The sequence below is a fragment of the Bacteroidota bacterium genome (assembly GCA_018698135.1).
In the GTDB taxonomy this organism is placed as follows: domain Bacteria; phylum Bacteroidota; class Bacteroidia; order CAILMK01; family JAAYUY01; genus JABINZ01.
Map to the genome: position 1 here is coordinate 16,975 of JABINZ010000002.1, position 13,683 is coordinate 30,657.

Consider the following 13,683-nt stretch of genomic DNA (forward strand, 5'->3'; position numbering starts at 1 on the left):
TTAGCGTCATTGCGAGCGAAGCGAAGCAATCCAATCTTTTCATAAATAGAGATTGCTTCATTCGTACCTCATTCGCAATGACGAATTAGATATTTAATTATGCAAAAACCAAACATCATAGAAGTTAAAAACCTTGTCAAGAAATTCGGAAGCTTTGTGGCTAATGATAATCTGAACTTTGAAGTGAAGGAAGGGGAGATCTTTGGATTTTTAGGAGCTAATGGTGCAGGAAAAACAACAGCTATGCGAATATTATGTGGTTTGTCGTTTCCCACATCCGGAGATATTAAAATTGCAGGTTATGATATTTACAAGGATAGAGAAAAGATCAAACGCAACATTGGCTATATGAGCCAAAAGTTTTCGCTTTATCCCAATTTAACGATCAAAGAGAATATCACTTTTTTTGGAGGAATTTATGGATTGAGCAAAGCAGATATCAAATCAAGGATGCATAATTTGTTGGAACAACTTCAGTTTTCGCATGCAGCAAATAAGCTGATTCGGGATATTCCTTTAGGTTGGATGCAGAAGCTGGCTTTTTCAGTGGCGATTTTTCATCAGCCTAAAATTGCATTTTTAGATGAACCTACTGGAGGAGTTGATCCGATAACAAGAAGGCAGTTTTGGGAAATGATATATGAGGCTGCAGCGCAAGGAATTACCATATTTGTTACTACCCATTATATGGATGAAGCAGAGTATTGTGATCGGGTTTCCATCATGGTCGATGGACGAATTGAAGCACTGGACACGCCACAATTGTTGAAAGAAAAATACGAGGCAGATAGCATGAATGATGTTTTTTTAAAACTAGCTAGAATTCAAATGCATGAATCGGTTTAAAGGTTTTGTCATAAAAGAATTCTTTCACATACTGAGAGATCCAAGGACATTGCTCATCCTGATTGGAATTCCTGTGGCTCAAATCATGATTTTTGGTTTTGTTATTTCAAACGATATTAAAGATGTGCATATTGCTATTTATGATCAATCGAATGATGAAGTTACAAGAGAAATTACCAATAAAATTATTTCTTCTGGCTATTTCATATTAGACGAACCCATTACGCATCACAACCAAATCGAGAAAAGATTTAAAAGAGGAATTGTACGGGAAGTGATTGTTTTTGAGCAAGATTTTGCAGAGAAACTTGAAAGAGAGGGTAATGCTGATTTGCAAATTATTGCCGATGCTTCAGATGCCAATACGGCAAATCTGATAAGCAATTTCACACAGGCAATTGTCAGCGATTATTTAAGAAAACTCAACGTGAATAGCCAGGTTCCATTAAAAATTGAAACCGAAGCTCGTATGCTATTCAACGAAGAAATGAAAGGAGTTTATATGTTTGTGCCGGGAACAATGGCTCTTATTCTGATGCTTATTTCCACCATGATGACTTCCATCTCTATAGCCAAAGAAAAAGAATTTGGAACCATGGAAGTATTGTTGGTTTCCCCATTAAAACCTATTCAGATTATCATAGGTAAAGTAGCACCTTATGTTGCCTTGGCTTTTTTGGATGCCGTATTAATTTTAATAATGGGAATTTATGTATTTAAAATGCCATTATTAGGAAGCACCCTTTTACTTCTATTAGCAAGTTTGCTATACATACTCATGGCTTTATCGTTAGGGATATTGATTTCAACTATCGTTAAAACACAACAAGTCGCCATGTTTATTTCGCTAATAGGCTTGTTGCTTCCAACCATGTTGCTTTCAGGCTTTATTTTTCCAATTGAAAACATGCCTTTAGTATTGCAATGGGTAGCCAATATCTTACCTTTTAAATACTTTATTGTCATGATCAAGGATATAATGCTGAAAGGAGTTGGAATGGCCTATATCTGGAAAGAAGTTTTAATACTAATTGGTTTTACGGTGTTCTTTATAGTTGTAAGTGTCAAAAAATTCAAACTGCGTCTGGAATAGTGAAAACAATATTATACATATTGCGTAAAGAGTTTATTCAGGTTTTTCGAGATAAAACCATGCTCCCCATGATCTTTTTCATGCCCATAGTGCAATTGATTATTTTGGTAAATGCAGCTACTTTTGATATGAAACGCATTGATATGGTGGTTGTAGACAAGGATCTTAGTTCCAGTTCGCGAGAATTGGTGAATAAGTTTGTTGGATCAGAATTTTATCATATAACAGATTACAGTTTTTCACTAAAGGAAGCTGAAGATTTGGTGCTGCACCGAAAGGCTGATGTTATCTTGCATATACATAAAGGATTTGAACGTGATTTAATTGTTGAAAACAATGGTAAGCTGCAGTTGTTGGTTAATGCCATCAATAGCACGGTAGCCGGATTAATTAATGCTTATACTGGAACAATCATCCAGTCGTATAATCAAAATTTGAGAGCTGAAATGATTAATATATTGCAGCCTCAGCGAATGAAGCAAATTAGTATAACTACCTCATTTTGGTACAACCCGGAAATGAATTATAAAACCTTTATGTTGCCTGGTATATTGGTTATTTTAGTTACTGCCATTGGAATGATATTAACAGCCATTAATTTAGTCAGGGAAAAAGAAATGGGCACTATTGAGCAAATTAATGTAACACCCATTCGTAAACATCATTTTATTATTGGCAAGCTGTTGCCTTTCTGGTTTATCGCTCTTTTCGAATTGGCTTTTGGATTGGTCATTGGAAAGTTACTTTATCAGATACCTTTTGTGGGAAGTATCGCATTGCTTTTCTTATTTGCCTCTATCTATATATTGGTTGCACTGGGAGTTGGCTTATTGATTTCAACTTTAGCCAATAGTCAGCAGCAAGTAATGTTTATTGCTTTCTTCTTCCTGATTGTATTCATCCTTATGTCAGGAATATTTACACCCGTTGAGAGTATGCCACATTGGGCACAGAAAATCAACATCATCAATCCATTTTCCTATTTCATGAAGGCTATCCGTATGATTATGCTGAAAGGTTCGGGATTCTTTGATGTATTGAAGGAAATGATCTCTTTGTCTATTTATGCTGTGGTGGTTTTAAGTTTAGCTGTTTGGAGGTATCGAAAGGTAGCCTGATTTTAAAGACATCAATCTGCAGCTAAATTCAAACTAATTCCTGTAGTGATTAAATATCCACTCAAATCCTTAAATTGAAATGCGTGTTTCTGGTAATAATCATATGTTAGGTTGATGGAAAAAGCAAAAGTTTCAGAAAATCTCTTTCTGTATCCAAGCGATAAAATGAGTCCAAAATTGTCAGCCTGCATCTTTTCAAAACTTTCGTTTACAAGATTATAAGACAAGCCACTTTGTATGATAATGAAATTATTATCTGTAATCTTTAAAGGGATTTCAATTCCAAATGCCAACTGCTTTTTTCTTAAAATTAATAAGCTGTCGTTTGGTGTGAATGCTTGAAAAAGTGTATCCACTTTGGCTTGTGTATGCGAAAACTTTAGCCAAGGAAAAGCGCCTCCATTCATATCTCCAAAAGTGGTGCCTATGTTCCAATTGAAAGTTGACTTTGTTTGATAATATGATTGAAAATAGTTGCTTTGAGGAAAAAATACGCCAATTCCCAGATTTAAATCAATACGTGGTATAGTTTCTTTTTCAACTTGACCAAAAAGAAAATTTGAAAATGAGCTTATAATTATCAGTGAAAATATAAATAGTTTTAGTGTCTTTTTCATATGAGGATTTAAGTAGTTATAAAGTTTGTCATATTAATTCAGGTACAATTTACATGTTTTATATAGGTCATTCTTATTCGAAAATCTCAAATTCAGCTAATTGTTTATTAAATTCTTTACCCAGTTTAAATTAGGATATTGGATTTTTAAATCTTTAAATAGCATTTCATCATAAATTGGCATATTCAAATTATTTATTTCAGTCTGCATCCATTTTTGCAAATCATTTTTTGCAACACTTACAGTCTCAATTGTTATTTTTTCAGCATGTTTGTTGATTACTTTAAGTATTGAAAAACTATAATCACTTTCTATAATTTCAGGGTAGATCTGATTTAATTCAAGTGAGTTGGCAATTTGAAAAATACCCTGTTCAGCCGTTATTGTATCTACAACATATTGCAGCAAAGAGTCTGAGGCTATCAGCTCATATGAGCTTCCGGTTTGTGCCTGTTGAAAAGCTTTTTGAATAGCTCCTATAGGCAGTACATGGAATTCTTTTTTTAAATAAAAATACTGATTTAACTTTTGTGTAACAACAATAGGCCGAAAGAAAAGCTGATTCAATGAGTTTGTATCCTCTTCAAAAATGTTTTGAATTTGAGTTAACAATTCAGGAGCTTTTGAGCTAGCGAATGTGTGGTTTTTTAATTCTTGTAATTCATAAGCTAAAATGTCTAAATTTTGTTTTCTTAAAAGTGCATATTCAATCATTTCATTGGTCAACATAACACATGCTTGTAGTCTATTAATTGAATTGTTTCCATAGACTTTTTCAATTGCTACTTTATAATCAATGTCACGTTCAGAAATTGATAGATCCTCAATTTTCAGGATTATTTTTGAATCAGTTAATTCTTTTTCATTCTCTTTCTTATTGTTTGAATTACACGAAAGGAATAGGAAAGCTAATAATGCAATGCTTACTATATTTTTCATTCGGCTAAAATAAAAAGACCTCCCTAAACAGGAGGTCTCCAGAAATAATTTTTCCATTTAATTCTTACGGTGAATATAAAAGAAATTTGGATTCATTTCATAAACGGTTGTTAAATAACTTGGTGATGTAGTACCTCCCCCAATTGCGTAAATTTTATTATTGCAAAGTGTAGCTCCAAACATTTGTAAACCTCCGGGCATCTCAGTACTTGCGCCCCAGCTATTGATTTTGGGATCATAAACTTCGTTGATGTCATAAACAACAGATCCATTATCATTAATGCCCCCAATTGCATAAATTTTATCCTCCAGTACTACACATTCATGGTTCATTCGGCTCGATGGCATTTCTTTTTTGGATACCCATGTGTTGGTCGTGGGATCATACATTTCATTTTTATCAGAATTGTATGATCCAGTTTTTCCTCCAATTGCATAAATATTACCATCATGAGCTACACAAATTACTGTATATCTTCCGGTTGGAATGGATGCTTTTGTTGACCAAGAATTGGTAAACGGATTATACATCTCATTCTTTGTTAATGTAGAACCTGTATTTGATTGACCACTGATAATATATATTTTATTATCGACTACCGCACAACCATAAAGTGTTCGAGCTGTTGGCATAGCTGCATTGGTCGTCCAATTATTAGAAGTTGGATCATATGATTCATTCACACTTAGTTTTGAGGTATTGTTTCCGCCAATCACATAAATCTTATTATTGATTACTGCTGCTTTTACACCTTGTCTTTTTGTGTTCATAGAGGCTTTCGTAGTCCATGTGTTTGTCACGGGATCATACATTTCGTTGACTGACAGATCGCCAGAACTATTTCTGCCACCAATTACATATATTTTATTGTTTACAGTTGCAACAGCGCAAAACCGTCTGGCTGTGGTCATATTAGCTTTTGTATCCCAAGTTGGTATCCCATCCAAATGTGTGCCTGCATAAGTGTAACCTGCCGGTGGAGTGAAATCTTGAGTCATGATGCAAGCTCCTGATGGCAATGCTGTGCCCGATGATTGAGAAGGCAAAACAACATAATTCCCCTTACTTAGAAATAATGTGTCGGTAGAAATACTTAAAAGTTGCAATTCATTCTGATCGTCTGTATCAATTTTTACCTGATTTCCATCACTAATTCCTAAACTATCTCCATTTAACTGAAGAATTTGCAATTCGTTAGTTGAATCTGCATCTGCATCATCAATTTCATCCGGTAAAGTAATGGTGTTCCCATCGCTGATTGTCAACTCATGATTTGTTATGGCCAAGGTTTGCAATTCATTTGTTTTATCAGCATCAGCATCTTCAACTTCATCGGTAACGCTACCTCCTCCATTTGAGAGTTCAATATTATTTCCTGTTTTGGAAATAGTTTGCAATTCATTGGTAGAACTTGTATCGCCTCCAGTAGAATTTCCTGCACTTTTAGCATACAGGGCAAAGGGTACCGACAACAATTGACTACTTCCCATGAGAACGAAATTTGTTCCTCCGGCAATGTCAATTTCTATTTTCGTAAAATAGGTGTCACTACTCCAATCAATTGTTTTAAAATCTCCTGCTGTAACAGTTCCTTTACCAATTTGTAAATTAATTAAGCCAAAGCCGTTTGCTGTTGGCTGATGCAATTCCGAATAAACAGCAAATCCAGTAGCAGATCCTTTTAATAGTGATATTTTCACGGAAACACTCTGATTTTTAACAACTATCCCGCTGGCATCTCTAACAATAGCCTGATAGTTGAACGCTTCGGGACTTTGTGAATAAGCAACACTAAACAAAGTGCAAATGGCAATAATCGATAGTATAGTCTTTTTCATTTAATTGTGTTTTATTAGTTGATAGCTGCTAAGTAATTCCTGGTTTTGGGAATGGATAGTTATTAAATAAGTACTAGCTGCTAAATTTTTTAAATTGATGGTAATTTCATTTGCTGAAAAATCCTCCAGAATAATCAAATTACCTTGTAAATCAAATATCCTTATTTCCCTCTTTTGTGGATTTAGTGAATTGGCTCTAATCTTAACAAAATCGGATGCAGGATTTGGGTAAACATCAAAATCGAATGTAAAATTATTCAATTCGCTAATTGACACGATGGAATAATTTGGTTGATGAAAACCTTGTGTTAGGACAACACTTGCATTGGATTCTGTTTCAATAATTGTTTCTCCAATGGTCCATGATATAGTTGCTGTGGCATTTGAAAAATGATTTCCAGAGGAAGATATAATTTCAGGGCCATTAGTTTGCGCTATTGAATATTGAAAAAACAAAGTGACAAGTAAAACTAGGAACCCTGTTTTTTTTAGCTTTATGTCTGATGAATCCTGAAAATGAGAAAACAGATGTAATTTATTCATGAAAGAAAAGTTTAATGAATTAGAAGTGTAAATTTAACAAATTAAAATATAATTGCAATATGATCAGAAAGAGTTCATTAATCTAATTTTTTGCAGATATGAAATAGAAAGTTCAATTATTCCAGAGTATTTCTTTCTATTATTAAACCAAACTCCATCACATTGGGAAGATAATCCAATGGCATATCATTTTCGATCTGAAAAACATAAGTTCCTAATTCATTAAATTTATAGTTTTCTTCAATCAGTACTTCCAAATCACAAATATCTTCAGCACAATCGCTCAAATACTCTTTATTAGGACCGCTAAGCTGTAGGGTATACTTATTATCTGTAATTTTTCCAGAAGGAGATGTCATGTGTACATTTACCCGCATGAATTCAAATTGAAAACCATAAACATGTCTCAGTGCCAGGAAAATTTTATGTTCAGAAATGGTATCTGAAATCTCGGGTTTGAATTTTAATACTTTACTCTTTTGCCAACGGTAATCCTTGAAATCCTTATGATGAGATTCGTAAATCCGATCGGGGTTACAGGCAAATAAAGTGAATAGTGCAAAAATTGAAATGAGTAGGAATTGTTTCATAATTTATTATTAATGTTATTAGTATAACTATTTAGCGCTTTACTTATTGTATTTCAGAAAATTGAATATTCTGAATCCGATATGATTTCCAATCTTTATAGTTAAAATGCCACCATTCGAATTCATAAACGTCAAAATTATGGTTTTTCATTTTGCGTATTAATAAATCCCGCATTTTTCTTTGTTTAGCAGTTCCACCAACATAGTCTGCATAAGACCGCTCAGTCATTTCATCATATTCTCCAGTCATAGGAACAATACTACCAGAAGATAGTTTATAGAGACCAACATCAACTGCACAACCCCTGTTATGCTTGGAGCCATCTTTTGGGTCGGCTACAAAATTTCGGTCTTCCTCTGGCGTTATATCCCAAAAAAGTTTAGTGACACTCCATGGCCGGTATCCATCATAAATAACCAATCCATACCCAAGATTACGGAGTTCTTTATTTACTTTTATGAGTGCTTCAGCTGCAGGTTTTTGTAAAAATGCTCTTGCTTCCGGATAAACTACTTGTCCTGCAAAGTTGTTTTTAGTTGCATATTTGATATCTAATTTAAAGCTCGGATCCAGTTTAATCAATTCCACTAAATCAGATTCTTTGAATTCGCCTTTTTCGTAAGGAGGTTTTGGTTGACAGCTTAAAAATAATAGCAAACAACTTAAAGATAGTATTCCAATACTCATAGCAATTTTATTTCTTAGATTCATGTTTTGCCTAGTGTAATCTACATGTTAACTGACAGGATTGGAATTTCCTTCATCGAAAATAACCACTGGAAATATCAGGATCGGGCTGCAATGCTCCATTTCTTGCTTAATCTAATTTCAGCAATATTAAATAAACAGAAGCCTTTATTTTATTCTTTTCCAATGTGTAGTTAGCCCAAGGGCTGGAATTGCAATATATCCTTTCAAATCAAGTTGATTGGAATTACTCATTCGAATTTGTGCATGATAGGTTTTACCGGTTTCCGGATTGTAAATGCGACCATTACTCCATCTTCCATTTCCAGCATACTGAAAATCTTTTAAGAGTTCAATTCCAAGTGTTGGACGATCTCTTAATTTTGAATCAGGGTTTTTCAAGTCTTTTAATGGCTGACCATATTTGTCGTTAGGTTCTTCAAGCCAAACAACTTTTCCGTAATAGGTAGCATTTCGCTCATAAATTTGAATTTTGCATTCTCCTTTGGAAGTGAGCCAAATACCAGTTATCGAATTCTTATTTATCTCTTGTGTCCAAGCAGATGAGAGAATCCAGATCATTGAAAGAATGAAAACAGTTTTTAAAGTCGACATATTAGTATCTTATCAGTAATATTCGTGTTTTATTTGGCAAAAAATAACAAAAAAACAAGGATCAAATATCAAACAATTACCAAACTGCAATGTCTAAAATTCTAAACTGGATTGCCTACAAATAGTCGTTTTTTTATAAGTAACTTGTTTGTGTTTAGCATCAGGTTTGATATTTTCATTTTTTTTTTAAATTGGAATTTATTTGTTATTCATCTTTTATTATTTGTCTTTTCCAGTTTATCTGGTTAAGGTAAATTCATTTCATCATTTCTTGGTGCCTTCGTGCCTTAGTGGTTAAACCTTAATTAAAAATGATAAACCACTTTCATAAACACTTCATCTTTATCTTCAACCAGAGCAAACAGATTTCCTCCTTTGCCCTTAATCCATCTATATCCTAGGCTAATTTCTGTATTATCGTTGGGAAAGTAGGTGATTGTTGGATTGTAAATAAAAGCATAGTTATTTGAAATATCTTGCCATTCACCAATAATAAAAGCTCCTGAAATTGGTTCTAATTGCAGTTTGTCAGCCCAAAATTTCTTTCTGTAATTTATGAAAAAATAATCATTCAATTCGCTATTTCCTCTTTCGTGAAAAAATCCATGCAAATATTGAAAATTGATATAGGATGCATCTGAAAAAGTATAATCCAATCCGAGCACATATTTAATATAGGCTTTGTTATCAAGTAGTATTGAATCCATATTAGGGATACCAAATGCAGAAAGATCGGTTGTCATAATAACTTGACTTGTAGGTTTATGAAGTGCTGCTTCTCCCCAAATGCCCATGTTGCCTAATTGACCGGAGAAATCTAAACCGGCTGTGTGTTGTCTGAAAAATCCAAGTTTGGCCAGTATGTTAATTTCCGTCAAGCTAGCCAGACTAATTACATTTCGTTGTCCAACAGGAAAAGGATCATAGCTATATGCATAACTTGCTGAATAATCAAATCCCTTTAACATTCCGCTAAATTTAAATCCATAGCTCGAGCTTTCTTTTAAACTCAAAGCAGGCATAAACAGGCTGTCTGAGTAATTTTTCAATGCCATACCAGCTGGTAATTCAATTTCCGGTTGAAATATTTGAGACCAATCTCCGGCAGGTAATGTGGCCGGTCGGAACAAAGGCATCCAAATCACTTCCCATTTTAAGTCTTTCCAATAGTAGTTTAGTTTAATGGCATCAGAACCATTGTAACGTCCATAGTCCCACATATCTTCCAAATCCAGTGGATTCAATACATTAGTTGGATTGATTTTATCTGCTTTGCCCCAATCGAATTTTTGTCTTCCAATTCGTACATCCAATCTAGCTATAAGAAAATCAAATAAGTCCACATAACCTTCTCTGAAATCAATAGAATAGGGTGAAACAAGATTCTTATTGTATAAATGATCCGTACTTGAAATTAATGGAAAACCAAAACTTCGGAACCAGATATTACCATAAAAGCGTGCATTATTTCCAAGCTTATTTTTGATATTGAAATCAAAACGGTTTTCATTCCAACTCCATTGGGTTTGATCTGTTGTCCTGAGCCGCTGATCAGTCATAAACGAACCGGATATAGTGGTTTTATTATCTTGTGCATATACTTGCAAAATGCTAAGAACTATGATGATGCTTGTTATTAGTTTTTTCATGTTTGTATTTTACTTTTTCCTATGCTGGGCTTCGACTCCGCTCAGCCCAGCATTGTGCTAATGAAAATGCTTATTGCACTAATTTTCTCACCGTAAATTCATCATCTGAAAGCCCTGAATCGAAAACTGCTTTTGTAATATTCATCGTTGTTTTATGATTCTTAAGCAGGTTGTTCATTTCAGCAGAAATTGCAACCCAATACTGCCCTTGTTTCTCAACTACACTTTTAAGCTGTTTGAACATCACACCACCTTTGTTATAATAAGTTGTTTGTTTGCCTGTATAATTTGATTTATTAATAACAAGAATGGCTTTTGAGTATTCTGATTTTTTTGGATTAATGGGTATGAGTTCAAGGTAGTAGTAAGTATCAGTGGTTTTAATTAACTTAGCGTTATACTTATCACTTAATGGAACAGATTCCATATCGTCATAAGAAAAGTCAGTTCCTGCAAAAGTTTGATTTTTTACATGAGAAGCTATTCGCCTTTCTTTGCCATAGGCAGGCAGGTAAATATACATAATGTCATTTGGTAATGATAAAAAACCAATTCCTGCTTGTGAGGCCGGATAAGTAAATCGTGTTAAACGCATATTTCTGCCTTTTTGGAGCATACTTGCCTTTCGTGTTTTAGTATTCCCTTTTTTATCAATCACACTAATAGTTAGTTCCGTTTGTTGATCTTTTGGGGCAAAGGTTACAGCATCATGTTTTTTAAGAATGTCTTCAGCTGTTTGAGCATGTAAGATAAATGCAAAAGCAAGGAATGCAATGCATAGTGTTATTAGTTTTAATCTTTTCGTTTTCATTTTCTATTTTGTTTATGTTTTTCTTTTAATACAAGTATGGCGGGCAATAGAGTCATGGCTCCTAATCCGGAAGCAAGCATGGTTACTGCTACCAATATTCCAAATCTTTGAAGGGGAACAAGACTCGACAACAGTAATATTAAGAAGCCTAGACTAACTGCCACAACATTGATGAATATTGACTTCCCACTAATTCCGATAGCAGAATATATTGCTTCATTTAAAGTGTTATTGTTTTTCAATTGATGATTGATATGAGAAATCATATGTATGGAGTAGTCGATACCAATACCAATGGATATACTGCCAACTAATACTGTGGCTAAATCAAGAGGAATATGAACCAAACCCATAAAACCATATAAAATAATAAGGGTAGAAAGTATAGGGGTAATAGCCAGTAATCCTTTGCCAAATGAACGACTCAAAAGGGAGATAGCTATTAGTACAAGAATAATAGCAATGGCCAAACTTTGAAACTGGCTTTTAACAATACTTTCATCAAATCGTAACATGAGGGAGGGCATCCCTGTCATTTGAAATTGTATGTCAGGCGTTTTATGTTGTTCAAAGTAGGAATCCATTTTAGTAACAAAATCACTCATTTCATCCATGTCGTTAGAACCAAATGTTGCCTGAATAATAGCTTCATTCTGATCATAACTAATTAGTCTTTCCAGAATATCCTGTCCTTCCAACAAAAACCATAAGTTTTCAATTTTTTGTTCGTCTTTAGGGATAATGCGTCCTTCTCCCATCACATCGCTCATTTCAATAATTAGGTCGGCTATAGATTGTGTTGAAACAATTCCATCGAATTTGAGCATATAGTCCTGGGTTTCCCTGATTGAGTTTAGAACATTGGGCTTCAGAATATCTCCTTTTATGGATACATAAACAGGGGAGGTGCCACCAAGTTTTTCCTGTAATATCTTTTCGGTTATTCTATTGGGATTGTTTTTTTTGAAATAATCAAGAATATCCACACTACGGTCAATCATAAAAATGCCTGATGTAAAAAGTAAGATGACAGTACACCAGATAGCAAGAACTCTTTTTGGATGATTGATAACCACTTGGCTAATTGATGTAAGAAACTTATTAGTAGTTGTTTTAGATTCTATATCGGTTTCTGAACCCTTGGCCTTTTTGTCAGGAAAAACTGCAAATAAAGCTGGGATAAATGTAACAGATAGTATTAGTGAAAAAGCTATACCTAAGGAAGTGAATAATCCGAACTTGGAAATCATGTCGAGGTATGATCCGAATACAAAAGATAAAAATCCGAAAATGGTTGTAATAGATGCAAAGAAAACAGGAACAATGATATAGGCAAGGGCTTTCTTCAGATCAGTTTGATTGAAATTACCACCATTTTTATAGATGCGGTTTATGACGTGTAAAGTATATGCGCTTCCTATCGCAATGAGAAGTATGGGAATAACACTGGTAATAATAGATATCTCAATTCCAAGCATGCCCATCAATCCAAAAGTCCAGATGCACGATATAAGAATAGTTAATATGGGGAAGATAACTGCTTTAAATCTGCGAAAACCAATGAACAAAACCAACAAAATAAATAGGAAACTAAGTGGACCGATGAAAAGTAAATCTCGACTGATAATATGGCCAAACTCAGTGGTAACAAATGCCTGTCCTCCAAAGTAAAGTTTACTTTCAATGTTTAATGATTTGATTTTTTCCTTTAAGGTATTGGCCACTTTAATTTTATCAACTCCCTCCTCAATGCGAGCCATGATTATGGTCATACTGGCATCTTCCGAAACCAATCCCCCTTTATAAAGGTTTTTTGAGAGCACATATTTTTTGAGTTTTTGTAGCTCGGATTTGGTTTTTGGTAAATTGTAGGGATCAACAAGATTGCCCACATCCATGCCCCAATCACTTCCTTTAATGTCAATAATATTGGTTAAGCTACTAACGCTTGCAATTCCGGAAACATTCATGGAGGAATCGGTGATTTGCTTAATTTCTTTCAAAACTGCATGGGTAAAAACATCTTTGCTTTCAAGCCCAATGATGCAGATGTAATTGCCTCCAAACTCTTCTCCAACCGTATTGAATAGCTGAGCCGTTTTGTCTTCCTTGGGGAGGTTAGAGAAAACATCGGGATTTACTTTTATTCGGGGAATAAAGAATAGGAAAAATACAGTAATAACAATTATTGATGTAATTACTGCCTTTCTATAGTCAATAATTTTGGATGTAAACTGTTGGATATTCATAATAAAAGAAATGATTTGGGATCAAATCTAGTATGCAGGAAGCTGAGTAGCGCCCAAGCTTAGGGGCATGGGTGTTTTAGTTGTTC

13 protein-coding genes are annotated in these 13,683 nt (G+C 34.2%); 3 read left to right on the top strand and 10 right to left on the bottom strand.

The window, feature by feature from the left end; all coding sequences use genetic code 11:
- The first annotated feature begins 99 nt into the window (after nucleotides 1-99).
- The 3 genes from HOG71_00110 to HOG71_00120 are packed head-to-tail and all read left to right on the top strand — an operon-like array spanning nucleotide 100 to nucleotide 3,057.
- A complete protein-coding gene (locus HOG71_00110) occupies nucleotides 100-846 on the top strand; it encodes an ABC transporter ATP-binding protein (GenBank protein MBT5989232.1) in 747 nt (248 codons plus the stop codon).
- Nucleotides 833-1,939, top strand: a complete 1,107-nt coding sequence (locus HOG71_00115; protein ID MBT5989233.1) for an ABC transporter permease — start codon at nucleotides 833-835, stop codon at nucleotides 1,937-1,939. Before HOG71_00110 ends, HOG71_00115 begins: the two co-directional genes overlap by 14 nt.
- Nucleotides 1,939-3,057 carry an ABC transporter permease gene (locus tag HOG71_00120; GenBank protein ID MBT5989234.1) on the top strand — a complete coding sequence of 373 codons (1,119 nt, stop codon included), beginning with the start codon at nucleotides 1,939-1,941 and terminating at the stop codon, nucleotides 3,055-3,057. The genes HOG71_00115 and HOG71_00120 overlap by 1 nt, the downstream gene beginning before the upstream one ends.
- Before the next feature lie 11 nt (nucleotides 3,058-3,068).
- Here HOG71_00120 and HOG71_00125 read toward each other — a convergent pair whose 3' ends face one another.
- The 10 genes from HOG71_00125 to HOG71_00170 all read right to left on the bottom strand — a co-directional run bounded on the left by HOG71_00125 (nucleotide 3,069) and on the right by HOG71_00170 (nucleotide 13,597).
- Entirely contained in the window at nucleotides 3,069-3,674 is a 606-nt protein-coding gene (locus HOG71_00125) for a hypothetical protein (GenBank protein ID MBT5989235.1), read from the bottom strand.
- 96 nt (nucleotides 3,675-3,770) lie between these two features.
- On the bottom strand, nucleotides 3,771-4,613 hold the full coding sequence (locus HOG71_00130) for a hypothetical protein (GenBank protein MBT5989236.1): 843 nt from the start codon (nucleotides 4,611-4,613) through the stop codon (nucleotides 3,771-3,773).
- A gap of 57 nt (nucleotides 4,614-4,670) precedes the next feature.
- Nucleotides 4,671-6,452 carry a hypothetical protein gene (locus HOG71_00135; GenBank protein ID MBT5989237.1) on the bottom strand — a complete coding sequence of 594 codons (1,782 nt, stop codon included), beginning with the start codon at nucleotides 6,450-6,452 and terminating at the stop codon, nucleotides 4,671-4,673.
- Entirely contained in the window at nucleotides 6,453-6,995 is a 543-nt protein-coding gene (locus HOG71_00140; protein ID MBT5989238.1) for a T9SS type A sorting domain-containing protein, read from the bottom strand. It abuts the gene before it with no gap.
- 116 nt (nucleotides 6,996-7,111) lie between these two features.
- The gene (locus HOG71_00145; protein ID MBT5989239.1) at nucleotides 7,112-7,585 is read right to left on the bottom strand and encodes a hypothetical protein; all 474 of its coding nucleotides are present in this window, start codon (nucleotides 7,583-7,585) and stop codon (nucleotides 7,112-7,114) included.
- 43 nt (nucleotides 7,586-7,628) lie between these two features.
- Nucleotides 7,629-8,273, bottom strand: coding sequence for a M15 family metallopeptidase (locus HOG71_00150; GenBank protein ID MBT5989240.1), 645 nt, complete (start codon nucleotides 8,271-8,273; stop codon nucleotides 7,629-7,631).
- A gap of 168 nt (nucleotides 8,274-8,441) precedes the next feature.
- Complete coding sequence (locus HOG71_00155) at nucleotides 8,442-8,888, bottom strand: DUF2147 domain-containing protein (GenBank protein ID MBT5989241.1); 447 nt, start codon at nucleotides 8,886-8,888, stop codon at nucleotides 8,442-8,444.
- A gap of 305 nt (nucleotides 8,889-9,193) precedes the next feature.
- On the bottom strand, nucleotides 9,194-10,537 hold the full coding sequence (locus tag HOG71_00160) for a hypothetical protein (protein MBT5989242.1): 1,344 nt from the start codon (nucleotides 10,535-10,537) through the stop codon (nucleotides 9,194-9,196).
- 70 nt (nucleotides 10,538-10,607) lie between these two features.
- On the bottom strand, nucleotides 10,608-11,348 hold the full coding sequence (locus HOG71_00165) for an outer membrane lipoprotein-sorting protein (protein ID MBT5989243.1): 741 nt from the start codon (nucleotides 11,346-11,348) through the stop codon (nucleotides 10,608-10,610).
- A complete protein-coding gene (locus tag HOG71_00170) occupies nucleotides 11,345-13,597 on the bottom strand; it encodes an RND family transporter (GenBank protein MBT5989244.1) in 2,253 nt (750 codons plus the stop codon). Before HOG71_00170 ends, HOG71_00165 begins: the two co-directional genes overlap by 4 nt.
- Between the last annotated feature and the right edge of the window lie 86 nt (nucleotides 13,598-13,683).

What these genes read in the sequence shown, in the direction of transcription:
- HOG71_00150 (MBT5989240.1), bottom strand. Translation starts at nt 8,273, where the DNA reads ATGAGTATTGGAATACTATCTTTAAGTTGTTTGCTATTATTTTTAAGC.
- HOG71_00160 (MBT5989242.1), bottom strand. Translation starts at nt 10,537, where the DNA reads ATGAAAAAACTAATAACAAGCATCATCATAGTTCTTAGCATTTTGCAA.
- HOG71_00165 (MBT5989243.1), bottom strand. Translation starts at nt 11,348, where the DNA reads ATGAAAACGAAAAGATTAAAACTAATAACACTATGCATTGCATTCCTT.
- HOG71_00155 (MBT5989241.1), bottom strand. Translation starts at nt 8,888, where the DNA reads ATGTCGACTTTAAAAACTGTTTTCATTCTTTCAATGATCTGGATTCTC.
- HOG71_00130 (MBT5989236.1), bottom strand. Translation starts at nt 4,613, where the DNA reads ATGAAAAATATAGTAAGCATTGCATTATTAGCTTTCCTATTCCTTTCG.
- HOG71_00145 (MBT5989239.1), bottom strand. Translation starts at nt 7,585, where the DNA reads ATGAAACAATTCCTACTCATTTCAATTTTTGCACTATTCACTTTATTT.
- HOG71_00125 (MBT5989235.1), bottom strand. Translation starts at nt 3,674, where the DNA reads ATGAAAAAGACACTAAAACTATTTATATTTTCACTGATAATTATAAGC.
- HOG71_00115 (MBT5989233.1), top strand. Translation starts at nt 833, where the DNA reads ATGAATCGGTTTAAAGGTTTTGTCATAAAAGAATTCTTTCACATACTG.
- HOG71_00140 (MBT5989238.1), bottom strand. Translation starts at nt 6,995, where the DNA reads ATGAATAAATTACATCTGTTTTCTCATTTTCAGGATTCATCAGACATA.
- HOG71_00135 (MBT5989237.1), bottom strand. Translation starts at nt 6,452, where the DNA reads ATGAAAAAGACTATACTATCGATTATTGCCATTTGCACTTTGTTTAGT.
- HOG71_00110 (MBT5989232.1), top strand. Translation starts at nt 100, where the DNA reads ATGCAAAAACCAAACATCATAGAAGTTAAAAACCTTGTCAAGAAATTC.
- HOG71_00170 (MBT5989244.1), bottom strand. Translation starts at nt 13,597, where the DNA reads ATGAATATCCAACAGTTTACATCCAAAATTATTGACTATAGAAAGGCA.